Below are 21,724 nucleotides of genomic sequence, written 5' to 3'. Positions count from 1 at the left end.
ACGATGGGGGAGCGAACCGTGACGTTCCCGGCGCGAACCTACGCCACTACGCCATGATCTTCGTGCTCTCGACTTTGGCCACGTACCACTGGTTGAACCGCACCAAAGGCTTCCTCAGCACGAGTCCGACGAGCAGGATCGGCGGGACGAACAGCAGCAGCGCGCCCAGCGCCTTCCAATAGTCCATGTCGTAGATGCCGGCGATGGCCGCGCGGATCATCGTCACCGAGTGGGTGACGGGCAGTGCCGGACTGATCGCCCCGATCCAGTCGGGCAGCATCTGCAGCGGGTAGGCGGCGTTCGAACCGGAGATCTGCACGATGAGCATGAGCACGCCGATCGCCTTGCCCACGTTGCCGAAGCTCACCACCATCGTGTACGTGAAGAACGAGAACACCAGCGAGCTCACCCATCCGGTGAGCATGAACAGCAGCGGATGCACGGCCTGCACGTGGATGAACAGCAGCGCGCCGCCCAGCGAGAACGTGCTCTGCAGCAGCGCGATCAGCGCGAAGATCCCGTAATGGCCGAGGTACATCTGGTGCGGCCGCGGGTCGCCGAGCTCCTTGCGCGTGCGGCGCGACACCGTGGTCTTCAACGTGACGACCATGAGCAGCGCGCCCACCCACAGCGGCAGGAGGATGTACAGCGGCGCGAGCGACGAACCGAAGTCGCTCACCGGGAACAGCGCCTTGCGCGTGAGCTGGACCGGCGCCGCCAACGTGGCGGCCAGCGTATCCGGATTATTGCCGAGTACCGCCCGGACCGTGCTCATGTCGCCGCTGTCCAACGCGGCCGCCAGCTTCTCGTCGAACGAGCCGAGCTCCTCGCCGGCCTTCGCGAGCTTGTCGGACACCGATTCCAGCGTCTCGCGCACGTCGGCCAGATTGGCCTGCGCGTCCGTCGTGGTCGTATCGAGATCGCCGAGCGTGCTTCTGAGCCGCGTGGCACCCGCGTCGAGCACCTGCGTGGCGTCGGTCACCGAGGCGTTCAGCTGCTTGAGCTGCGGCTTGACCTGCGTATCGAAATCGGATTTCACGCCGGCGATCGCCTGCTTCGCCTGCGTGGCGAGGCTCTTGACCTGCGCATGCTGGTTCTGCGCGTCCGTGTTCTTCGCGCGCACGGCGTTCGCTGCATCGGTGAGCCGCGTCTGGATCGTCTGCTGCAGGGCGATCGCCGTGTCGAGACGGTCGAGCATCGGCTGCAGCGCGGACTGCAGATCGGTGGGCAGTTTGGCCTGCAAATCGGCGATCGACTGGCGGATCGTCTGGTAGTCGGCAATCTGCGTGCCCACGTGCTTCGCCTGCGTGTCGAGCGCGGCGGCCGTGTCCGTGGCCTGCTTGCCCGCGTTCGCATACAGGTCGTCGACCGAATCGGCGACCGCGCCGTAGCTGTTCGCGCTGGCGGCGAGCGCGCTGGCGAGCGTGTCGGCGGCGGTGGTCATCGCGCCGGAGAGGTCGGTCGCGCCCTGTTTCGCGGTGTCGAGCTGCGTTCCGGCGGCGTCCGCCGCGTCGGAGGCGGTGTCGAGCAGCGCGTCGGATTCGGTGAGCAGCGAGCTCGCCGATCCGGTGATCGTCGCGTAGCTGGACAGCATCGACGACGTGTCGTTCAGCGTGGTCGCGAAGTCGCCGATGTTCGCGCTGAACCGGTCGAGCGCGGTCTTGGCGTTCGGCGAGGAGAGGTCGTCGGCGAGCTGCGACGCGATCGACAGGGCGGTGCCGGTGAGCGTCTTGGCGAACATCTGGTTGACCTGCGTGCTCACCTCGTTCGCGCCCTCGTTGGTGAGGTTCGGGGCGAGCGCGTTCTTCTTCTCGTTGTTGTAGAAGTCGATCTTCACGTGGTCGACGTCGGCGGAGAAGAAGGTCATCATCTTCTTGCTGAAGTCCTTGGGGATGACGATCGCCGCGTAGTATTTGCCGGATTTCGCGCCGTCGATCGCGTCGTCCTTCGTGGTGATCGTCCAGTCGAGCTGCGAGTTGGCACGCAGCGTGTTGACGACCGTGTCGCCGATGGTGATCTTGATGGGAATCAGGTCGGACTTGTAGCCTTCGTCGACGCTTGCGACCGCGAACTTCAGGTTCTTGAGGTTATCGAACGGGTTCCAGCTGGCCGCGATGTTGAACCAGGTGAACAGGCCGGGGATCGCGACCAGGCCGATCGTGATGATGATGGAGACGACGTTGCTGGTCATGCGCCTCACGTCGCCGGTGAACAGTCGCCAGATCGTCCTCATCGCGCGGACCTCCCCTCGTGGTGTTGGTTGCCGTTGTGCTGGTCGCCGCCGCGCGTGTCGAACGGTTCGAACGTGTCGAACGTGTACGTGAGCGGCTTGGCGAGCTTCTCCTTCACCCGCCGCCTGTTGCGCTCCCGCAGCCGCTCCTTGTCGCGGATGTACGCGCGGATCGCCTCGTCGTCCAGGTTGCCGAGCTCCACCTGCCGGCGCAGGCTGTCGTTCATGAACTCGATGGTGACGAGGAACGCGATGATCAGCAGGATCCAGACGATCCACGTGAGCAGCGCCTCGAGCTTCGTGTTCGTGGTGAGCGAGAACGTGACGGCGAGCACGATCGGCACGACGATGCCGGCGACGAGCGCGCCGCGCTTGAGCCGCGGGTAGTGGGCGGCGAAGCGCGCCGCCTGCCGCTCGATGCGCTCGCGGTAGCCTTCGTGGCTGGAGAGCATGCGCACGGCCGTGGAGAGCCGGTATTCGGTGCCGGGCATGTGCACCGGCTCGCCGATGATCATGTCGCTCTCCTCGATTTCGCGCGCGAACAGGCGGTTCACGTTCGCCATGAGCGGGCGGACGATCAGGCCGAGCGCGAGGCCGATCACGGCGAACAGCAGCAGGCGCGCGATCCGGGTGAACCAGTGGGCGCCGTAGAATCCGCCGATCGTCTCGCGGAACGCGTCGATCGAATACGTGAACGGGAAGAACGGGTACAGGTTGCGGAAGAAGTCCGGCATCATCTCGATCGGATACAGGCCGGACGCGCCCGGGATCTGCAGGATGATCAGCGCCACGCACACGCCCTTGCCGACGTGCAGGAACGTGGTAGACAGCGCGAACACGAGCGAGGCGTACACGAGCGACGTGATCATGCCGGTCAGGACGAACGCGAACGCGTTCACCGTCTGCACGCCGATGACGAGGTCGCCCACCGTCGTCACGAATCCCTGTGCGGCGGCGAACACGGAGAACAGGGTGAAGCGGCCCAGATAGCCCTGCGTGATCGTCATGTTCTCGATGCCCTCGTCGTCGGTCTCGAGCTTCAGGATCACGGCGAGCGCGAACGCGCCCACCCACAGCGCCATGTTGGTGAACAGCGGCGCCATGCCGGAGCCGTACGCGTTCACCGGGTAGAGGATCTTCGTGTCGAGCACGGTGGGGGAGAGCATGAACTCGGCGATGCGCTTCGTGTCGAGCGTGATGCCGCCGTCCGCGCCGCTGGTGCCGAACAGTTCGCCGAGCATGCTGGACGTGTCGAGCGCGCGCAGGTCGGTGGCGACCGTGTCGAGCCGCGTCTGCACGCCGGCGAGCGCCTTGTCGGTGTCGCCGAGCGCGGTGACCGTGTCGGCGGCCGCGCGGTCGATCTGGTCGAGCACGACGTTCGTCTGGCTGATGAGCGTGCCCTGGCCGGCGAGGCCGCCGGCGAGCGTGCCGGTCGTGCCGGCGAGCGTGTTGAGTCCGCTGTTGAGCTGCGGCAGCGCGCCGGTGGTGAGCGTCTTGCGCGCGTTGGTCGTCGTCGTGAGCGTCGACTGGGTGGCCGTGTTGAAGGTCGTGGCGAGGCCGGAGACCGACGTGACGGTCTTCGCCGTGTCGTCGTTGAGGGTTTTCGCGTTGGCGAGCGTTTCGGCGGTGGCCGCGTTGCGTTGTTCGAGTTTGTCGATGACCTGCTGCAGCGCGGTCGTGTCGAGTCCGGCCGGCGGGTTCGCGACGATGGCCTTGAGCTGGTCGAGGACCTGCTTGTTCGTCTGGTTGACCTGCGTGAGCGTCGTCACCGCGTCGCCGACCGCGCCGTTCGCGACGGTGATGCCGCCCGCCACCCGCGTGACGCCGTCCGTCGCCTGCTGCGAGGTCTGCGACAGCAGCGACGTGCCGGTGTCGAGCGTGCCCGACGTGGTCGCCACGAACGTGTTGAGCGTCGACTGCGTGGTGCCGATGAGCTGCGACGCGCTGCCGAGTCCGGTGCTCGCGTCGGCGGCGAGGCGCTGCACGTCGGCCAGCGCCTCGCGTGCCTGTTGCGTCTTCTGCGGCGTCGCTTTGAGCGTTTCGGCGAGTTCCTCGACCTTGCCGCGCGTGTTCGTCACGTCGCGCAGCGCGTCGTCGAGGGATTGCAGGGTCTTCGTCTGGAGCGTGCCGGCGGTGGTCTCGACCGTGTCGGTCGCCTTGTTGACGGTTTCGGAGAGGACCTCGCTCACCGTGGAGACGAACGTGCCGTTGACCTGCGTGTCCACCGTGCTCGCGCCGATGTCCGTGATCTTCGGGGCGATGGCGCTCGCCTTCTCGTTCACGTAGTATTCGAGTTTCGGTCGCGCGCCGCCGGTCACGACGCCGGCGAGACGGTCGCTGAAGTCCTTGGGGATGACGATGGCCGCGTACGCCTTGCCGGATTGGACGCGGTTCATCGCCTCGGCCTCGTCGGCGAACGTCCAGCCGAGCTGGTGGTTCGCCTTGAGCTGTGTGATGATCTGGTCGCCGAGGTTCTGCTTGCCGATGAGCGCGCTGTTCGTGCCTTTGTCGTTGTTGGCGACGACCACTTGGATGCCTTGCGTGTTGCCGTACGGGTTCCAGAATCCCACGATGTTGAACCATGCGTACAGCGGGGGGATGAAAGTCAGTCCGGCGGCGATGACCCATGCGGCCGGCACTTTCAGCATGCGGATGAGGTCGCGTTTCACGATCGCGAGAACGTTGCCCATGCCTGTGATTCCTTCTACTTGCCGTCGTTCGATGCTGTTGCTCGAAACGATTTTCCAGTGTTCACCCTAGTGGAGGGTGATGAAGGAACCCCGCCGATTGCCGTGTCGCTAGTCAATCTGCCTAATTTGTGATGGCTGATGTGTGCTTATTTTTGGCTCCCTCTGACGAGGGGGCTCCCGGCGAAGCCGGGTGGGGGAGAGATAGCTGGAACGTGACGTTCGCGGTATCTCTCCCCCAGCCAGCCGTCGGTCAGGAGGCGATGGAGTCGCCGGAGGCGGTGGAGCCAGATTCAGTGTCGGACGAGCTGCTGGACGAGCCGGAGCTGCTCGAACCGGAGGAGCCCGAGCCGGACGAGTCGGAATCGCCGTTGGAGGAGCCGCCCTGGCCGTTGGACGAACCGCCGGGGCCCATGCCGCCGCTCGGCGGCTCGCCCATCTGGCCGCCCATGCCGCCGCCCTGGCCGTTGCCGTTCGAGGAGCCGCTGGGCATCTGGCCCATCTGGCTCGTGCCTTCGCTGCGGCCGGAATCGGAGAACGCGGTGACGACCGCGCCGCCCGCGATGCCGCCGAGCAGGCCGCACACCAGCGTCACGCCGGCGATGATCGCCACCGTCTTGCCGCCCAGCTTCGGATGCTTCGCCTTGCCGTCGCCGGGTGCTCCGGGGGTGTCGGCGCCGGGCGTTCCCGGCACGCCATTGGTGGGCGTGGCACCGGCCGGGGCACCCGGTGCATACGGTGCCTGCGGTGCGCCCGAAGCGGCGAATCCGTTCGGGGCGGCGGTGTTCGCTCCGGTGCCCGCGCCCGTTCCCGGGTAGCCGGCGGACTGGGTGAACGCGCCGGTGGAACCGGTGCCGTTGCCGGCCGGGGCGCCGGCGTATCCGGCGTAGCGGGACTGGTCGCCGATCGGCTGGTAGGCCGGCTGCTGGGCGGACTCCCACGCCGGTTTCGCGCCGGCGGTCGCCCGGGCCGAGTCACCGGTGGCCGAGTCGCCGGCGGTGGTCGGGGTGCCGGCCGCGCTGCCCGTCGGCGGCAGGGTCTGCGTCGCCGCGGTGGCGCGTGCGTCGGCGGACGCCGGGCGCTCCTTCTCGGGGATGACCTGCGTCGCATCGGTCGCGGCGGTGGTCTTGGCGGTGTCGAGCACCTGGGTCTTGTTCGTGTCGTTGGTGGTCATGGTGGGGTCCTTTCGCGGGAAGTGTGGGTGAAGTTGTGAGGTGGTCTCTCCCCCAGTCATCCTTCGGATGACAGCCCCCCTCGTCAGAGGGGGCCGAGTCAGAGGGGGCCGAGTTGGAGAGGCCGAGTTGGAGAGGCCGAGTTGGAGGGGTCACATCGTCCAGGTGGTGGAGGTGTTGAACTGGGTGTCGTAGTCGGAGCGGTCGATCAGGTCGGTGGCGAGCGTGGTGTCGTCGCCGGTGGCCGTGTCGGGCAGGGTCGTCGCGTAGTCGCCGGTCACGGTGACCGTCACGTCGGAATCGCCCTTCACGACGGTCTTGCCGTCCGCCTTGATCGTCACCGTGTTCCCGTCGGCGTCGACGACTTTGCCGCCGTCCGCGACGTTCAACGCGGAGACGGTCGTGCTGTCGGTCACGACCCACGTGGAGGAGCCGTCCACGTTCACCGTGATCGGCGCGTCGCTCGTCGTGCCGTCGCTCGCGTTCGCGTTCTCGGTGATGCTCGCGGCGCCGGTCCACGTCGACCCGTCGAGCAGGTTCAACGTGACCGACGAGATCGTGTCCGCGCTGACCGTGCCGGCGAGCGTCTGGCCACGCCCGGTGAACGTGACGGTCGCGCCGTTCGATCCGGCGGACCCCCAGTTGTTCGCGTCGTTGCCGGCCGCGGTGATGAGCGCCGCCTTCGACGAATCGAAGTCGAGCGTCGTGTTCGAGAGGACCACGTCGGCGGTGGTGTTCGTGAAGTAGAACATCGAGCCGGATTCGATCGACGATTTCAGCGTCGAATCGGCGGCCTGGAACGTCGCGTGTTCGCCGGTCGAGGCCTCGGCGTCGCCGGAGGTCGACTGGTAGATGATCACGCCGTTGGCGACCGGGTCGCTGGCCGTCTTGTCCGTGATGGTGCTCGTCAGCGTCGAATCCTTGATGAGGATCGTGTTGAGACCCTCCATGCCGGCGATCTGCGAGCCGGTGGACGTGCCGGTCACGTTCGTCACCTGCACGTCGCCGGTCGAGTAGAGGAGCGGCGAGCCGGAGCCCGCGGTCTTGAGGTCCGCCTCGTTGAGCGAGATCGAGCCGCCGCCGCGGTCGGTGGCGACGGTCGCGCTGTGGTCGCCCTGCGTATCCGCGGTGATTTCGCCGGCGAGAATCGTGCCGGAATAGGTCGCGTCGAGGGCGCGCGAGTTGTCGCCGGTCGTCGAGATCGTCGTGTCGTGGACGAGCGCGGTGCCGGAGTCGGTCACGAACACGCCGTTCGAGCCGGACGAGTCGGCGGTGAGCTTCGAGCCGCCGATGACGGTCTTCGACTTCTTGCCGACGGTCAGGCTGACCGAGTTCGTGCCGTAGAAGTTGTTGTTGTCGGCGCTGTCGGAGTCGCCGGATTTGGTGAGCGTCGCTCCGGTGAGCGTCAGCGTGCCGCCGTTCTGCGCGAGGGCCGCGTTCTGGTCGGCGTTGGTCGCGGCCGTCGTATCGGACGACGTGATTTCCTCGCCGTCGGCGGTGAGCGCCGCCGTGTATGAGCCGGAGTAGTCGTAGGTCATCGTGTTCGCGCCGCCCATGCCGGCCATCTGACCGGAGACGATTGTATTGTCGCCGCGTCCCGCGGCACCGCGCAGGATCGCCGTGCCTGCCGCGCCGCCGCCGAAGCCGACGATGAGCGCCGTGCCCGCGGCGATCGCGGCGAGCTTGCCGGTCGTGACCTGTGCGGTACGCGCGCCGCGGGGGTCACGGGGGCGGCGCGTGCCGCGGCCCGTGGCCGATTCGTGCGATTCGCGGAAGCTTGTGGAGGTGGTGCCGCCCCGCCGCTTGCCGGAGGTGTTCCTGATGCCCATGATCGTGCCTTTCGTCGTGCCCGCCGCGATGCTTGCGGTGGCGGGCCTTTCGTGCTTGCTGATATCAGTACACCGCCGGTTCCGGGGAGCGCCCTTGCGCAAACGTTCAGGTCGTCTGCGACCTTGCAAAGCAACCTCTGAATAATTCTTGACCGTTACCTGAAAGCCCCTCCGCCTTGGCCCCGTTCGCCTTGGCCCCCTCTGACGAGACATTGCCGTGAAGCAAACGCCGGAGGCGTTTGTAGGCGATGTGTGAGCCGACAGGCGAGCTGATGTGGGGTCAGCCGTAGGCTGTCCTTGATTGCGGTCGGACTCCCGGCGAAGCCGGGTGGGGGAGAGATAGCTGGAACGTGACTGTTCGCGGTATCTCTCCCTCCGACCGCCTTCGGCGGCCACCTCCCTCGTCAGAGGGAGGCAATTCGGGGCCGGACGGGTCGCGTCGTCCGCCGTGGACCACTTCCCTCGTCAGAGGGAGGCACTGCTCCCCGCTCAAAAAAGGGGTGCCAAATGGACGATATTCCCGATTTACAGCGTCAAACACCCGTTTCGATGGGGGTGAAACGGGTGTTTAGCGCTGTAAATCCAGGAGAACGGGGGTTTGAGCCGGGGGTTTGTGATGTCTGGGGCCACCCTCAGTCCCGCTTCGCGGGCCCCGCAATCACGGACGGCCTGCGGCCGACCCCACATCGGCTCGCCTGTCGGTTCGCACATCGCCTACAAACGCCTCCGGCGTTTGCTTCACGGCGATGTCCCGCCGGCGGGAGCGCGTAGCCGGCATGTTAGCCTGTTGGCATCGTGCGTGGGAAGGAGTCGTCATGGGGAGGTCATCGAGGATTGGACCATCGGGGACCGAGTCATCGCGATCGCCGAAGGCCGAGTCATCGCAAGCCTCATCGTCACAATCGTCGCGAAACAAGTCATCGCAAACGGAATCATCGCGAAACGGCGCCGCGACGGACGGACGCACGGCGACGGACGGACGCACGACGACAAACGGACGCACGGCGGCGGGCGAGGAGGCGGCGGTGACCGCCGACCTCGTCGCCGCCGAACTTGACGAACAAAGCCGTCTCGACGCACGACGGCTGCCGTGGCTCATCCGCATGTACGGCGTGCTGGTGCTGCTCGACGGCCTCGTCACGCTGCCGGTCGTCGTGCTCGCGTCCGTCGACGCCGTACGCGCGATCATGCGCGGCGAACTCACGTTCCACGCGGCTAGCCTGACCGCCATCCTCACCGGACTGCAGGCGCTCGTCCTCATCGCCAACGCGGCCGCGCTCATCGTGTTCGGCGTGCTGCTGCTGCGCAACCGGCGACGCTACGCGGCCCGATGGGCGTACGTGCTGATGCCGGTCACGCTCGCCGAAGGCATGCTGTCGCTCGCACTCGACGGCCTCGGCGCGAACCTCATCGCGCCGGCCGTGCGCATGGCGATCCTCGTCGCCGTGTCCATCGCGTGCGATCCCGGGCTCGCCGAGGAGCGACGGCTGCAACGCACGCTCAAACGCATGGACGACCGCGACGACTACGAGCGCGCCGTCGAAGCGGGCATGCTCGGGCGCGACCCGTCCGGCAAAGGGTACATCGCGTTCGACTTCTTCAACATCTTCTGGCTGTTCACCGTGGCCTGCGTGTTCGGACTCGCCGTCGAGACCGTGTACCACTTCGCGATGTACCACGGCGAACTCCAGGACCGCGCCGGGCTGCTCTGGGGCCCGTTCTCGCCGATCTACGGGTGCGGGGCGGTGCTCGTCACCGTGGCGCTGAACCGCTTGTGGAAGTCGAACCCGTTCCTGATCTTCTGCGCGAGCGCGGTGATCGGCGGCACGTTCGAATACGCGACCAGCTGGTTCATGGAGGTGGCGTTCGGCATCACCGCATGGGACTACACCGGGCAATGGCTGTCGATCGACGGGCGCACGTCCGGCAAATACATGGTGTTCTGGGGGCTGATCGGCGTGGTATGGGTGCGGTGGATCCTGCCGCGGCTGCTGCGGCTCATCAACCGGATCCCGTGGAAGGTGCGGTATTCGCTCACCGCCGTATGCGCCGTGCTGATGCTCGTCGACATCGCGTTCACGCTGATGGCGCTTGATTGCTGGTACGGCCGCATGGCGGGCCTGCCGCAGGATTCGCCCATCACCCGATGGTTCGCCACGCACTACGGCGACGCGTACATGGCGAACCGCTTCCAGACGATGACCATCGACCCGTCCAAGGCCGGCAGGGTGTAGGGGTCGGCTGCCTTCATTTGGCCCCCTCTGACGAGGGGGCTCCCGGCGAAGCCGGGTGGGGGAGAGACGGCTGGAACATGGCTGTTCGCGGTATCTCTCCCTCCGACCGCCTTCGGCGGCCACCTCCCTCGTCAGAGGGAGGCGATGGAAAAGGAGCATCAGCGTTCCGTCACAGGCCGTACTGTTCGTGGGCGAACTTCTCCAGCGCGGGGATCGAGCGCTTGACCTTCTCGGTATCGATGCAGTAGGCCATGCGGAAGTAGCCGGGCACGCCGAAGCTCTCCGACGGCACGAGGATCAGGTCGTACTCCTTCGCCTTGAGGCAGAACGCGGTCGCGTCCTCCTCAAGCGCTTTCGGGAAGATGTAGAACGTGCCGCCGGGGCGCACCACGTCGAAGCCGATCGAGGTGAGCGCGTCGTACAGCAGGTTCATGTTCGTCTCGTACACGCTCAGGTCGCTCGTCTCGTCGAGCACCTTCGCGACGCCCAGCTGGATCGAGCTCGGCGGGCAGTTGTGGCCGGTGCCGCGCGAAATCTGGCCCATCATCGGCACGAGCAGGTCGGCATCCGTGGCGGTCGGGTTCACCGCCACGTAGCCGATGCGCTCGCCCGGCAGGGAGAGCGACTTCGACCACGAGTAGCAGGTGAGCGTGTTCGCGTAGAAGTTCGCCGGGTACGGCTGGGTGCCGCCGTCGAACACGATCTCGCGGTACGGTTCGTCGCTGATGAGGAAGATGTCGTGGCCGTATTCGGTCTGCTTGGCGGTGAGGATCGCGGCGAGACGCTTGAGCGTATCGGCCGAGTAGACGGCGCCGGACGGGTTGTTCGGCGTGTTGATGAGCACGGCCTGCACGTTCGGGTTGAGGGCCGCCTCGAACGCGTCGAAGTTGATCTGGAAGTTCGCGGTGTCCGCGGGGATGACGGTCAGGTGCGCGCCCGTGCCGTTCACGTACGGCTGGTATTCGGGGAAGTACGGCGCGAACGTGATGATCTCGTCGCCGGGCTTGGTGACGGCGCGCATCGCGTGCGCGAGTGCGCCGGCCGCGCCGGTCGTCGGGAAGATGTGGTTGCCGGTGTAGCTGGTGCCGAAGCGGCGGTTCAACGAGTCGGCGATCGCCTCCTTGACGGACGGGATGCCGAGCGACGGGGAGTAGCCGTGGATGGCGACCGGATCGCCGTGCTCGTACAGGTCGACCATCGTCTTCGCGAAGTCCGGCGGGGCGGGCACGCTCGGATTGCCCAGCGAGTAGTCGAACACGTTCTCGTAGCCGATCTCCTTGCCGCGGGCGGTCGCGTACTCGCTCAGCTCGCGGATGACGGACTTGCCGCCCAGCATCGCCTTGTATTCCTCGTTGATCATGGGTCGCTCCTTGTTCGAAGTCAGATACCCCTATTCAACCACCGTTGCGTCCGATTCGTGGTGCTCCCTCCACGTATCAGCATGACGCGTGATGAATCGGCCGAGCCCGCCAACGGCCCAAAGAGGCAGGTTGGCGACCCATGACTCATCACGGTAGTCGGCGAGACTGGTTCGTATGGCATGGACGATCGGGAATCGCGCATACGCCACTTTCAGACTTCTTGCCCGCAGATTCTGCTCCGCCTTCACCTCGATGGGATACACGGCGCCGTCTTTCTCGATGGAGAAGTCGATTTCCGCGTGCCCCTGCGGATTCGACCAGTAGGTCGGCTCGTACCCTTGGGCCACCAGCTGTTGGCAGACGTATTGCTCGGTCAACGCCCCCTTGAATTCGGTGAACACGCGGCGGTTTTCGGTGACGACGGACGGGTCGAGGCCGGCCAGCGCACCGAGCAGGCCGATGTCCGACGTGAACATTTTGAACGTGGAGGTATCGATGTAGCCATTCAATGGTTCACGCAGCGCCGTGACGCAATGCACCTGTTGGATGATGCCATAATCCTTCAGCCACATGATGCTCTCCTCGAAGTCGCGTGCTCGCGCTCCGGGGCGTACCACGCCGTATACGAACTTGCGGTTCTCCTTGGCGAGTTGGGTCGGCAGGGTGCGCCATACCAATCGGATTCGTTCCAGCATCCGTGGTGGTGCGTGCTTGGAGAAATCCAGATCGTATGCGTCGAGAATCTCCTGTTGGATAGATCGGATTTTTTGCATCGGTGAACCTCCCAGATGAGCGGATACGGCGGCCGGCATGCCGCCGACCACCGTGTAGCGCTTCAACAGGTCGGTCAGGCGCGTGGTGAACGTCGGGTTGATGCGTTCGGGTTCTCCGTTTCTGATCAGATCCGCCAATCGTTGTTGCCCGGCGTTGTCCAGATACTCAAGAAAGGACAACGGATGGAGGGTCATCATATTGACCTTGCCTACGGGGAACGATGCGTCCGGATGCTTGGACACGCCCATATAGGAGCCGGTCGCGATGATGTGTTGCTCCGGAGTCTCCTCGCTCAGGTATTTCAATGCGGTGAGCGCTCGCGGACATTCCTGGATCTCGTCAAGGAAGATCAAGGTCCTGCCCGGCTGTATGTCCTTTCCGGCATAGATGGATAGATTGTCGAGGACGGTGTGAGGGTCGAGGGTGTGGTCGAACAGGCCGATGGCGTCGATGTCGCGCATGAAGTCGATGCGCAGGATGTCGTCGTAGAATCGTCTGCCGAATTCGCTGACGATCCATGTCTTTCCGGTTTGGCGGGCTCCCCGAAGCAGCAGGGGCTTGCGATTCGGCTGCTGCTTCCATGCCGACAGGTCGTTCATCAGGCCTCTGCTGAGTCGCTCACCCATGATTATCCTCCTGAAATGTGGCTGACTCCCACATTTTATCATCTAAAAATGTGGCTGACTTCCACATTTTTAGATGATAAAATGTGCGGCGCTCCGTGGTCCACGATTCCCCGGGTGAAAATCGTGAACCGGAATCGGGGGTATCACTTTACTTTCATGCAAGTAAAGTGATATACTGGGCATGTCGACATCGCCATCTCCTCCCGGTCGAATCATCATTCGCTTGTGTAATCAGACAGCCCATCGCACGGAACGTTTCGCGCGCGCCGCCGGCGCGCCGTCATCAACGCAAGGAGTCCCATCATGGCCACGACACCTCTGAGCACCGTCGGAATCACCGAAGCGACCCATGCCGCCGCCGGAACCGTCAAGACCGTCGGCCTTGCCGGCACCGATGCATCAAGCGCAGCCGCCGGACCCCCGGACCGGACCGACAGCCGGACCGGCGCGCCGCAACCCGCCATCGACCCGGCGGCGGCCGCGGCGGCGCTGAACCAGATAGCCGCCGACCGCGACGGCAACGCCGAACGGCTGATGCCCCCGAAATGGTGGTATCCGGTCAACGGCGTGATCGCCGGGGTCATGTACCTGCTGTGTGCGCAATTGTTCGCACAGTTCGCCGTCATCGAATTCGATGCGGACGGCTGGCTTGTGGAAGCCCGATTCCCGTTGCTCGAATCGGTATCGTATATGGCCGCGGCCGCAGCGCTGTGCTATGCGCTGTTCGAGCTGGGAGAGTGGCGCAAACGCCAGATCGGCTCCGACTACAGCGTGTTCATGGGCGAACTGCGGCCACGGAACGTGTTCATGTGGGTCGTGCTGATTGCGCAGCTCATCGTCCAGATCGGCGTGTTCGTCCTGCTGCTCTGGTGGATGCTCCATCAATCGGCGATGCCGGAGATGCCCATGGTCGTCGGCGTTGTGATGGGCGCGGTGCTCGCCCTCTGGGATTACCTGTACGATCGATACTTCGTCGCGACGATCAAGAAGGAGGGGCGGTGAGCGCCATGGGCGGTGATGCAAGCAAAGCGCCGGGCTTGGGCAAGGCTCCAGGCATCCGCGGCTTCGGTGCCGTTGAGCCCCGGTTCGACGCCGTCATCCACGAGCCGACGCGCCTGCGCATCTGCGGACTGCTTTCCTCGGTCAGGGAGATGCGTTTCGCCGACATCCGCGAGGCGCTCGGGCTGAGCGACGCGATGTGCTCCCGCCACCTCAACACGCTCGCCGGCGACGGGTACATCGCCCTGGTCAAGCGGCCGGGCGAATCGACCCGTCACATGGTCACATGGGCGGCCATCACGCCGGAGGGCCGCCGGGCGCTCGCCGGGCACCTGGCCGCGTTGCAGGCCATCGCCCAAGGGGCTGTTCTCTAGGGCCTCCGGTCCACGGTTCCGAGCTGGAGGGAATCGTGAACCGGAGGCCTGCCGATCGGGAATCAGAAGTCCCAATCGTCGTCGTCGGTCTCCTCGGCCTTGCCCATCACGTAGGAGGAGCCGGAACCGGAGAAGAAGTCGTGGTTCTCGTCCGCGTTGGGTGACAGGGACGCGATGATCGCCGGGTTCACGTCGCAGATCTCCGCCGGGAACAGCGCCGGGTAGCCGAGGTTCATCAGCGCCTTGTTGCCGTTGTAGCGCAGGAACTTCTCCACGTCGTCGGTCAACCCCACGCCGCCGTACAGCGACTCGGTGTACTCCACCTCGTTGTCGTACAGCTCGTTCAAGAGGTCGTACGTGTACTCGCGCAGCTCCTCGCGCTTCGCCTCGCTCGCACGCTCGAGCCCCTTCTGGTACTTGTAGCCGATGTAGTAGCCGTGTACGGCCTCGTCGCGGATGATGAGGCGGATTACGTCGGCCGTGTTCGTGAGCTTCGCATGGCTGGAGAAGTACATCGGCAGGTAGAAGCCCGAGTAGAAGAGGAACGATTCGAGCAGCGTCGAGGCGACCTTGCGCTTCAACGGACTGTCGCCCTCGTAGTAGTCGAGCACGATCTGCGCCTTCTTCTGCAGGTACTCGTTCTCCTCGCTCCACGCGAACGCGGCGTCGATCTGCTCGGTCGAGCACAGCGTGGAGAAGATCGACGAATACGACTTCGCGTGCACGGACTCCATGAACGCGATGTTCGTGTACACGGCCTCCTCATGCGGGGTGAGCGCGTCCGGAATCAACGACACCGCGCCGACCGTGCCCTGGATCGTGTCGAGCAGCGTGAGACCGGTGAACACGCGCATCGTGAGCGTGTGCTCCTCCTCGCTCATCGCCTGCCACGAGGGGATGTCGTTCGAGACCGGCACCTTCTCCGGCAGCCAGAAGTTGCCGGTCAGGCGGTCCCACACCTCGAGGTCCTTCTCGTCCTCGAGTCGGTTCCAGTTGATCGCGGAGACGCGGTCGATGAGCTTCAGCGGTTTGCGCGGCACGGAAATCGGCGCCATGGTTCTCTCCTTTTCGGTTGGTTCGTTACGTTTCGGTGATTCGGTGGTGCGTGTGTCCGATTGTTCCGAATACACCTGCCGGTGCATGCGTATCTCTTGCTCCCCCTGAAGGGGGAGCTGGCGGCCGAAGGCCGACTGAGGGGGGTGATTCGGAAGATCCGGGATTCAGTCGGTTTCGCTGTCGCGATTGTCGCGGTCCGCGAACTCCTCGGGCGCGGTGAGCCGCAGGATCATCCGGTACACGGTTTTCGACATGATGTTCCCCTTCTGATGTGGTGATGTGTGGTGCGATGACGTAGGTAAGTGGGCCCGGTGTCTGTATACCCCCTCAGTCCCGCTACGCGGGCCAGCTCCCCCTAAAGGGGGCGCAGAGACGGCGACGGTTCTTGGCCCCCTCTGACGGGACGTCGCCGTGGAGCAAACGCTGGAGGCGTTCGCAGGCGGTGTGCAAGCCGGCTTATTTCTTGGCCCCCTCTGACGAGGGGGCTGTCCGCGTAGCGGACTGGGGGAGAGATAGCCGGAACGTAACGTCGGCGGTATCTCTCCCTCCGACCGCCTTCGGCGGTCACCTCCCTCGTCAGAGGGAGGCAAGATGGCACCCCCATGGAATCGTGCGTGACGTGTGCGGCATCAAGGTGCACCGAGCGAAGGCGTACGAAGGTACGTCGACCGAGGAGCAACGCGGACGACGCTCCATCAGACTGATGTGTGCGGAGACCGCCGTCCGAGACCGAAGGCGTACGGAGGTACGTCGAGTGTCGAGGAAAGGCGGTATACGCTCCATCAGAGCATGCAGGAGACGCAGCCGGCCACTTCGGTGCCTTCAAGCGCCTGCTGGCGGATGCGGATGTAGTAGAGGGTCTTGATGCCCTTGCGCCAGGCGTAGATCTGGGCCTTGTTCACGTCGCGCGTGGTGGCGGTGTCCGGGAAGAACAGCGTGAGCGAGAGGCCTTGGTCGACGTGGCGCGTGGCGGCCGCGTACGTGTCGACGATCGCCTGCCATCCGATCTCGTAGGCGTCCTGGAAGTATTCGAGATTGTCGTTGGTCATGTACGGCGCCGGGTAGTACATGCGCCCGATCTTGCCTTCCTTGCGGATCTCGATCTTCGAGGCGATCGGGTGGATCGACGACGTGGAGTGGTTGATGTACGAGATCGACCCGGTGGGCGGCACGGCCTGCAGGTTCTGGTTGTACAGCCCATCGCGCAGGATCGCGTCGCGCAGCGCCTCCCAATCGGCGACGCTCGGCACCGCGACCCCATAGCGCGTGAACAGCTCGCGCACGCGCTCCGTGCGCGGCGCGGCGGGCGCGCGGCCGTCCGTGTACTTGTCGAAGTAGTTGCCCGCGCCGGCCGGCTTCGCGTAATCGGAACGTTCGAATCCGACGAACGCCTTGCCGCGCTCGACCGCCAGATCATGCGACGCACGGTAGGCGTGGTAGGCGACGGTCATGAAGTACATGTCGGTGAAGTCGAGCGCCTCGTCGGAGCCGTAACGCAGGCCCTCGCGCGCGAGGAAGCCGTGCAGGTTCATCTGGCCGAGACCGATTGCGTGGCCTTCGTCGTTCGCGCGTCGGATCGACGGCACCGCGTCGATCGACGTGTGCTCGGCGACGGCCGTCAGCGCGCGGATCGCCGTCTCGACCGTGCCGGCGAGACCGCCGTCCATCGCCTTCGCGATGTTAAGCGAGCCGAGGTTGCAGGACACGTCGCGGCCCACGTGCTCGTAGGAGAGGTCGTCGCGGTAGACGCTCGCCTCCTGCACCTGCAGGATCTCCGAGCACAGGTTCGACATCGTCACGCGGCCGTCGATCGGGTTCGCGCGGTTGACCGTGTCCTCGAAGACGAGATACGGGTAGCCGGATTCGAACTGCAGCTCGGCGAGTGTCGTGAAGAACCTGCGCGCGTCGATGTACGTCTTCCTGATGCGGTCGTCGGCCAGCATCTCGTCGTACTTCTCGGTGACGGAGATGTCGGCGAACGGCTTGCCGTACACGCGCTCCACGTCGTACGGGCTGAACAGCGCCATCCGCTCCTTGCGCTTGGCGAGTTCGAACGTGATGTCCGGCACGACCACGCCCAACGCGAGCGACTTGATGCGGATCTTCTCGTCCGCGTTCTCGCGTTTCGTGTCAAGGAAACGCATGATGTCCGGATGATGCGCGTTGAGGTACACGGCGCCCGCGCCCTGGCGCGCGCCCAGCTGGTTCGCGTACGAGAACGAGTCCTCGAGCAGCTTCATGACCGGCACGACGCCGCTCGACTGGTTCTCGATGTGCTTGATCGGCGCGCCCAGCTCACGCAGGTTGGACAGGAGCAGCGCCACGCCGCCGCCGCGCTTCGACAGCTGCAGGGCCGCGTTGATGCCACGCGAGATCGACTCCATGTTGTCCTCGATGCGCACGAGGAAGCAGCTCACCGGCTCGCCGCGCTGCGCCTTGCCGAGGTTCAGGAACGTCGGCGTGGCCGGCTGGAAACGGCCGGCGAGCATCTCGTCGAGATAGGCGGTGGCGGCGGATTCGTCGCCGGCGGCCAGGTCGAGGGCGACCGCGGCGCAACGCTGCGGGAAGTCCTCGAGATACGTCTTGCCGTCGAACGACTTCAACGCGTAGGAACGGAAGAACTTGAACGCGCCGAGGAACGTCTCGAACTCGAAGCCGGCCTGCGCGGCGTGCGTGTAGAACGATTCGAGGAAGTCGGCGCTGTAGCGGGCGAACACGTCGCCGTCGTAGTAGTCGTGGTCGATGAGCCAACGCAGGCGCTCGCCGGCCGTGGCGAAACGCTTCGTGTTCGGCTCGATCTCGCTCGTGACGTAGGCGCGCTCGGCCTCCTTGTCCTTGCCGAACTGGATGAGCCCGTGCTCGTCGTACAGGTTGAGCATCGCGTTCAGCGCATGGTAGTCGGTCGACGGATCGTAGGTGGTGGTCATGGAATACCCTTCAGGAGATTGTTCGGTCACGGTTGGGCGTCGGTGGCTTTCGCCACGGTGAGATGTCGGGGTCTCTCCCTCCGTCACGGCTGCGCCGTGCCACCTCCCTCGTCAGAGGGAGGCTGCGTCGTGTCGTGTTGGGGAGGCGGCGTCGTTATGCCGGTAAGGTGCTTGGCCCCCTCTGACGAGGGGGCTGTCGAACGGAGTGAGACTGGGGGAGAGACGGCGGCGCATGTCGCCGATTCGGCGGACTTACCTCACCGCGTGAAGAACCTGACGAGGCCGTCGCGCACTTTGCGGGAGTCCTCGCGCGTGCCCATCAGTTCGAAGCGGTACAGGTACGGGACGCGGCATTTCGCGGCGATGATGTCGCCGGCCGCGCCGTATGCGGTGCCGAAGTTCGTGTTGCCGGAGGCGATCACGCCGCGGATCCACGCGCGGTTGCCCGCATGGTTGAGGAATCGTTTCACCTGCGGCGGCACGGCCTTGCGCGCGTCTCCGCCGCCGTATGTGGGCACCATGATGACGTACGGTTCGCGCACGTTGAGCATCGCCGCGTTCGGTTTCAGCGGAATCCGGTACACGTTGATCCCCGCCTCGCCGAGCTTCAGTCCGGCGACGAACCGTGACGTGTTCTCCGATGCGGAGGAAAAGTACACGAGCGCGCCGATCGCCTTGGCGCGTCCGCCCGCCGCCGCCGTTTCCGGCGTGCCGGGCGTCGCATCGTCATGGTCCGGCGTCTCGCTCATCCCGTGCAGCGCGACGGGCGCGCTACGGCGTCCCGCGCGCGTCGCGTCGCCGCCGTCCGCGTCGTCACGTCGCGCCGCGGCGGCGCCGTGACGACGTCCGCCCGCCGCGACGCCGGTCAGTGCGGACAGATTTCCCGCGCCTCCCGCGCCTCCCGCGCCTCCCGCGCCTTGCGCGCGACGGACGGGCGTCGCCCCGGTCAGGCCGGACAGGTCCCCTCCCGTGCCGCCGCTCACGTTCGGTGTGACGTTCATGCGGCGACCGTGTGCTGCTCGACGTCCTGCGTCGCGTTCGCCGCCGCGGCTTTCGCGAGTTCGCGGATCAGGTCCGGACGATAGCCGGTCCACGAGTTGTCCGGGGTGATGACGACCGGTGCCTGCCGGAACCCCGCCTGCTGCAGCTGTTCCAGCGTGGACGGGTTCTGCGTCAGGTCGACCGTCTCGAACGGGATGCCGAGCTTGTCGAGCTGGCGCTTGGTGGCGTCGCACTGCGGGCAACGCGGCTTGGTGAACACGGTGACGGTCATGGTGGTCTCCGATCGGACGGGTGTGATGTGGTGCGGGAGACAGCCTATCGAGGATTGATTGACGAGTAAACACTATCCATAGTGGCGTGTCGTCGATGATTTCGCTAGATGTAGTGTCTGCGTCTGACGTCGGCAAATCATTGGAATCCCAAAGGACACGCCGTGGGCGAGGTCGGCCCGGCCGCGGCCGGAATCGCCGCAAAACGGAAAATGTCGTCTTCCTCACATCGCCTCCCCACCCAGGCTCCCCTTGCAGGGGAGCTGTCATGCTTCGCATGACTGAGGGGTAGTCCCCGCCACCCACGCGGTTCATCCGGCGTAAGATGCTGCTCGCCCGTCGGTATGCCCCTCACCCCGGCTCCCCTTGCAGGGGAGCTGTCATGCGCAGCATGACTGAGGGGTAGTCCCCGCCGCCCATACGGCCGCTTGACATAAGATGCCACTCGCGCATCGGCCCTGAGCGGGATAGACTTTTCTCGGAACAAGCTGAATCGACTGAAAGGCAAGGCAAATGGCCGAAGCTACGGCAAACATCGGTGTTATCGGACTTGCGGCGATGGGTTCCAACCTGGCCCGCAACCTCGCGCACCACGGCAACACGGTGGCGCTGTTCAACCGCCACTACTCGCGCACCGAGAAGCTCATGGAGGAGCACGGCTCCGAGGGCGCGTTCGTCCCGACCAAGACGCTGGAGGAGTTCGCCGCGTCCCTGAAGCGCCCGCGTACCGCGATCATCATGGTCAAGGCCGGCGGCCCGACCGACGCGGTCATCGAGCAGCTCGAGCAGGTGTTCGAGCCGGGCGACATCATCGTCGACGGCGGCAACTCGTTCTTCAAGGACACCATCAAGCGCGAGAAGGAAGTGCGCGCCAAGGGCTTCCACTTCGTCGGCTGCGGCGTGTCCGGCGGCGAGGAGGGCGCGCTCAACGGCCCGTCCCTGATGCCCGGCGGCACCGCGGAATCCTGGAAGACGCTCGGCCCGATCCTCGAATCGATCGCGGCGAAGGTGAACGGCGAGCCGTGCGTGACGCACATCGGCACCGATGGCGCCGGCCACTTCGTGAAGATGGTCCACAACGGCATCGAATACGCGGACATGCAGGTGATCGGCGAGGCGTACGACATCCTGCGCCGCGGCCTCGGGATGGACGCCGAGGAGATCGCCGGCGTGTTCGACGAGTGGAACAAGGGCGACCTCGACTCCTACCTGATCGAGATCACCGCCGAAGTGCTGCACCACAAGGACGCCGCCACCGGCAAGCCGTTCGTGGACGTGGTCGTCGACCACGCCGGCATGAAGGGCACCGGCACGTGGACCGTCCAGACCGGTCTCGAGTTCGGCTCCCCGGTCGCCTCGATCGGCGAGGCCGTGTTCGCCCGCGCCCTCTCCTCCCACGGCGAGCTGCGCGAGGCCGCCCAGCAGGAGAACCTGGCCGGCCCGAACAAGACCATCGATCTTGACGGCGAGGAGAAGGCCGCGTTCATCGAGGATGTGCGTCGTGCGCTGTTCGCCTCCAAGGTCGTCGCCTACGCGCAGGGTCTCAACGAGATCCAGGATGGCGCGAAGGAGTACGGCTGGGACATCAACCTGTCCGAGGTGGCCCGCATCTGGCGCGGCGGCTGCATCATCCGCGCCCAGTTCCTGCTCGACCGCATCACCGAGGCGTTCAAGGGCGACAACCCGCCGGCCTCGCTGCTGTTCGACCCGTACTTCGAGAAGATCATCGGCGAATCGCAGGACGCGTGGCGTCGCGTGATTGTCAAGGCCATCGAGGCGGGTATCCCCACCCCGGTGTTCTCCAGCTCCCTGGCGTACTACGACGGCCTGCGCTCCAAGCGCCTCCCCACCGCCCTCACCCAGTCCCAGCGCGACCTCTTCGGTGCCCACACCTACGGCCGCGTCGACAAGCCCGGCGTGTTCCACACGTTGTGGGCCGAAGAGGGTAAGCCTGAGATTGAGGAGTGAAACTCCTCAATCTCAGGCTTAGGACGGCCCGGTGGGCCGTCCGGCCCTCTTCGGTGCGAGGCGGTTTACCGCCGAGCCAGATTTGAGTCCGGCCGTAGTCCGGTCCATAATTGCTGATCGAGCCGGGCAACCCAGCATCCGAAGAGCAAGAAGCTCTTTTTCGGTGCAAGAAATCCCGGACGACACACCACTCGTCCGGGATTTCTTGTGCTGGTC

Annotated in this window: 14 protein-coding genes; 4 read left to right on the top strand and 10 right to left on the bottom strand. The window is 65.5% G+C overall.

The annotated features are described in order from the left end of the window. Positions 1–46 precede the first annotated feature (46 nt). The 4 genes from AC1AYN_RS05175 to AC1AYN_RS05160 all read right to left on the bottom strand — a co-directional run bounded on the left by AC1AYN_RS05175 (position 47) and on the right by AC1AYN_RS05160 (position 7,918). Complete coding sequence (locus AC1AYN_RS05175; RefSeq protein WP_476532427.1) at positions 47–2,233, bottom strand: YhgE/Pip domain-containing protein; 2,187 nt, start codon at positions 2,231–2,233, stop codon at positions 47–49. After that, complete coding sequence (locus tag AC1AYN_RS05170; RefSeq protein WP_476532426.1) at positions 2,230–4,920, bottom strand: YhgE/Pip family protein; 2,691 nt, start codon at positions 4,918–4,920, stop codon at positions 2,230–2,232. Before AC1AYN_RS05170 ends, AC1AYN_RS05175 begins: the two co-directional genes overlap by 4 nt. Before the next feature lie 250 nt (positions 4,921–5,170). Continuing rightward, a complete protein-coding gene (locus AC1AYN_RS05165) occupies positions 5,171–6,091 on the bottom strand; it encodes a hypothetical protein (protein WP_476532425.1) in 921 nt (306 codons plus the stop codon). Positions 6,092–6,241: 150 nt separating this feature from the next. Continuing rightward, on the bottom strand, positions 6,242–7,918 hold the full coding sequence (locus AC1AYN_RS05160; protein WP_476532424.1) for an adhesin: 1,677 nt from the start codon (positions 7,916–7,918) through the stop codon (positions 6,242–6,244). A gap of 815 nt (positions 7,919–8,733) precedes the next feature. Between AC1AYN_RS05160 and AC1AYN_RS05155 the strand changes: the two genes are divergently transcribed. Then, on the top strand, positions 8,734–10,152 hold the full coding sequence (locus AC1AYN_RS05155) for a putative ABC transporter permease (protein ID WP_476532423.1): 1,419 nt from the start codon (positions 8,734–8,736) through the stop codon (positions 10,150–10,152). Positions 10,153–10,321: 169 nt separating this feature from the next. Here the strand turns inward: AC1AYN_RS05155 and AC1AYN_RS05150 are convergent, their stop codons facing one another. After that, positions 10,322–11,512 (bottom strand): pyridoxal phosphate-dependent aminotransferase, encoded by a 1,191-nt coding sequence (locus tag AC1AYN_RS05150; RefSeq protein WP_476532422.1) that lies wholly within the window; start codon positions 11,510–11,512, stop codon positions 10,322–10,324. A gap of 30 nt (positions 11,513–11,542) precedes the next feature. Next, on the bottom strand, positions 11,543–12,913 hold the full coding sequence (locus AC1AYN_RS05145; RefSeq protein WP_476532421.1) for an ATP-binding protein: 1,371 nt from the start codon (positions 12,911–12,913) through the stop codon (positions 11,543–11,545). A gap of 303 nt (positions 12,914–13,216) precedes the next feature. Between AC1AYN_RS05145 and AC1AYN_RS05140 the strand changes: the two genes are divergently transcribed. Then, positions 13,217–13,915, top strand: coding sequence for a hypothetical protein (locus tag AC1AYN_RS05140; RefSeq protein WP_476532420.1), 699 nt, complete (start codon positions 13,217–13,219; stop codon positions 13,913–13,915). Positions 13,916–13,920: 5 nt separating this feature from the next. Then, positions 13,921–14,286 (top strand): transcriptional regulator, encoded by a 366-nt coding sequence (locus AC1AYN_RS05135; protein ID WP_476532419.1) that lies wholly within the window; start codon positions 13,921–13,923, stop codon positions 14,284–14,286. Between the two features lie 62 nt (positions 14,287–14,348). Here the strand turns inward: AC1AYN_RS05135 and nrdF are convergent, their stop codons facing one another. From nrdF to AC1AYN_RS05115, 4 genes are all read right to left on the bottom strand, one after another. Further along, positions 14,349–15,341: a class 1b ribonucleoside-diphosphate reductase subunit beta gene (gene nrdF / locus AC1AYN_RS05130; RefSeq protein WP_476532418.1), complete on the bottom strand. Its 993-nt coding sequence runs from the start codon at positions 15,339–15,341 to the stop codon at positions 14,349–14,351. A gap of 783 nt (positions 15,342–16,124) precedes the next feature. Then, on the bottom strand, positions 16,125–18,269 hold the full coding sequence (gene nrdE, locus AC1AYN_RS05125) for a class 1b ribonucleoside-diphosphate reductase subunit alpha (RefSeq protein WP_476532417.1): 2,145 nt from the start codon (positions 18,267–18,269) through the stop codon (positions 16,125–16,127). 257 nt (positions 18,270–18,526) lie between these two features. Beyond that, positions 18,527–19,018, bottom strand: coding sequence for a class Ib ribonucleoside-diphosphate reductase assembly flavoprotein NrdI (gene nrdI / locus AC1AYN_RS05120; protein ID WP_476532585.1), 492 nt, complete (start codon positions 19,016–19,018; stop codon positions 18,527–18,529). Between the two features lie 248 nt (positions 19,019–19,266). Then, entirely contained in the window at positions 19,267–19,542 is a 276-nt protein-coding gene (locus AC1AYN_RS05115; protein WP_476532416.1) for a glutaredoxin family protein, read from the bottom strand. Positions 19,543–20,053: 511 nt separating this feature from the next. Between AC1AYN_RS05115 and gndA the strand changes: the two genes are divergently transcribed. Beyond that, the gene (gene gndA, locus AC1AYN_RS05110) at positions 20,054–21,508 is read left to right on the top strand and encodes an NADP-dependent phosphogluconate dehydrogenase (RefSeq protein ID WP_476532415.1); all 1,455 of its coding nucleotides are present in this window, start codon (positions 20,054–20,056) and stop codon (positions 21,506–21,508) included. Positions 21,509–21,724: the final 216 nt, after the last annotated feature.

The sequence above is a fragment of the Bifidobacterium sp. LH_413 genome, from assembly GCF_056357015.1.
Note: the sequence above shows the minus strand (reverse complement) of the source record. Positions and strands in the feature narration are given on the sequence as shown.

Bases quoted from the DNA above. Each gene is read 5' to 3' on its own strand.
- AC1AYN_RS05175 (WP_476532427.1), bottom strand. From the start codon at position 2,233: ATGAGGACGATCTGGCGACTGTTCACCGGCGACGTGAGGCGCATGACC.
- AC1AYN_RS05170 (WP_476532426.1), bottom strand. From the start codon at position 4,920: ATGGGCAACGTTCTCGCGATCGTGAAACGCGACCTCATCCGCATGCTG.
- AC1AYN_RS05165 (WP_476532425.1), bottom strand. From the start codon at position 6,091: ATGACCACCAACGACACGAACAAGACCCAGGTGCTCGACACCGCCAAG.
- AC1AYN_RS05160 (WP_476532424.1), bottom strand. From the start codon at position 7,918: ATGGGCATCAGGAACACCTCCGGCAAGCGGCGGGGCGGCACCACCTCC.
- AC1AYN_RS05155 (WP_476532423.1), top strand. From the start codon at position 8,734: ATGGGGAGGTCATCGAGGATTGGACCATCGGGGACCGAGTCATCGCGA.
- AC1AYN_RS05150 (WP_476532422.1), bottom strand. From the start codon at position 11,512: ATGATCAACGAGGAATACAAGGCGATGCTGGGCGGCAAGTCCGTCATC.
- AC1AYN_RS05145 (WP_476532421.1), bottom strand. From the start codon at position 12,913: ATGGGTGAGCGACTCAGCAGAGGCCTGATGAACGACCTGTCGGCATGG.
- AC1AYN_RS05140 (WP_476532420.1), top strand. From the start codon at position 13,217: ATGGCCACGACACCTCTGAGCACCGTCGGAATCACCGAAGCGACCCAT.
- AC1AYN_RS05135 (WP_476532419.1), top strand. From the start codon at position 13,921: ATGGGCGGTGATGCAAGCAAAGCGCCGGGCTTGGGCAAGGCTCCAGGC.
- nrdF (WP_476532418.1), bottom strand. From the start codon at position 15,341: ATGGCGCCGATTTCCGTGCCGCGCAAACCGCTGAAGCTCATCGACCGC.
- nrdE (WP_476532417.1), bottom strand. From the start codon at position 18,269: ATGACCACCACCTACGATCCGTCGACCGACTACCATGCGCTGAACGCG.
- nrdI (WP_476532585.1), bottom strand. From the start codon at position 19,018: ATGAGCGAGACGCCGGACCATGACGATGCGACGCCCGGCACGCCGGAA.
- AC1AYN_RS05115 (WP_476532416.1), bottom strand. From the start codon at position 19,542: ATGACCGTCACCGTGTTCACCAAGCCGCGTTGCCCGCAGTGCGACGCC.
- gndA (WP_476532415.1), top strand. From the start codon at position 20,054: ATGGCCGAAGCTACGGCAAACATCGGTGTTATCGGACTTGCGGCGATG.